Origin of the sequence: Psychromarinibacter halotolerans, from assembly GCF_029168315.1 — a bacterium.
GTDB lineage: Bacteria > Pseudomonadota > Alphaproteobacteria > Rhodobacterales > Rhodobacteraceae > Psychromarinibacter > Psychromarinibacter halotolerans.
Genome location: NZ_JARGYD010000030.1, coordinates 1 through 1,434 on the forward strand (window position 1 = coordinate 1; position 1,434 = coordinate 1,434).

Consider the following 1,434-nt stretch of genomic DNA (forward strand, 5'->3'; position numbering starts at 1 on the left):
AACGGCCACAATCTGGTGCTGGCCGGCGGCGGCAGCGTCGTGGTGAACGGCACCACGCTGAACGTGCCCGACTATGTCTTTGCCCCGGACTACGAGCTGATGCCGCTGACCGAGCTGGCCGCCTTCATCGAGACCAACAGCCACCTGCCGGGTGTGCCCTCGGCGGCCGAGGTCAACGCCGGCGGTCTGAACCTGACCGAGATGCAGTTCGCGCTGCTGGAAAAGGTCGAAGAGCAGACGCTGTACATCCTTCAGTTGCAAGAGGCGCTGGCCGTGCAGCAGGCGCAGATCGACAGCCTGCAGGCCGCGCGCTAGGACGTTCCGGCGGGACCGGCCCCAAAAGGTCCCGCCAAGACCCCACCCGTTTCCTGAACAGTGTTTTGCCGGAAAGGTCTTTCCGCAGCGTCATTTGCTTTGCTATACCCGATCCAATTGACGCAATGGATCCCGCCCTTTCGGGGCGGATTACAGCAGGGGAGACGGCGAAATGTCCTTTTACAGAGACTGTTCCGAACCGGTTGGCCAAAGGACGGGTACCGCACGGGCCAGCGCATCGGTCCCCCTGCTTGCTGCCGCCCTGTTCCTGGCGCCCGCCCTGCCGGCACAGGCGGACCAGGTGATCGCCGACGACCTGATCGTCGATGGATCGGCCTGTATCGGCTTTGACTGCGTTAACGGCGAAAGCTTCAGCTTCGATACGATCCGGCTGAAGGAAAACAACCTGCGGATCAAGTTCGACGACACCTCGGTCGCGGGGTCCTATCCGCGCAACGACTGGGAACTGACGATCAACGACAGCGCCAACGGCGGCCAGTCCAAGTTCTCGATCACCGACATCAGCGGCAACCGCATCCCCTTCACCGTCGAGGCCGGCGCCCGGTCGCATTCGCTGTATGTCGACGACGGCGGCCGGATCGGCATCCGCACCTCGACCCCCTCGGTCGAGCTGCATGTCGTCGATGGCGACACGCCGACCCTGCGGCTGCAGCAGGACGGGTCGTCGGGCTTCGCGCCCCAGACCTGGGACGTGGCCGGCAACGAGACCAGCTTTTTCATCCGCGACGTGACCAACGGGTCGACCCTGCCGCTGCGGGTCTTCCCCGACAGCCCCAGCAACACGCTGACGGTGAACGACGGCAACGTCGGGGTGGGGCTGATCACCCCCGAGGACAACCTGCATATCTTCGACAACGACGGCACCGCGACCCTGCGGCTGGACGACGGGTCGGCCGATGACGACATGCTGTTCACCCTCGCGGGCGACAAGCTGTTCATCACCTTCGCCGACACCATCGGGTCGGAGCTGACGATCCGGCAGAACGGACAGGTCGAGGTCGGTCTGGGCGATCTCGAGGTCAACAACGGCCACAATCTGGTGCTGGCCGGCGGCGGCAGCGTCGTGGTGAACGGCACCACGCTGAACGTGCCCGACTA

2 protein-coding genes are annotated in these 1,434 nt (G+C 64.6%); both read left to right on the forward strand.

Features of this window, described 5'->3' with window-relative positions; genetic code table 11:
- Positions 1-315: hypothetical protein (locus P1K30_RS23745; protein ID WP_275635219.1), on the forward strand; the 315-nt coding region annotated here is incomplete at its 5' end.
- A 172-nt stretch (positions 316-487) separates the two neighbouring features.
- Positions 488-1,434: hypothetical protein (locus tag P1K30_RS23750; RefSeq protein WP_275635220.1), on the forward strand; the 947-nt coding region annotated here is incomplete at its 3' end.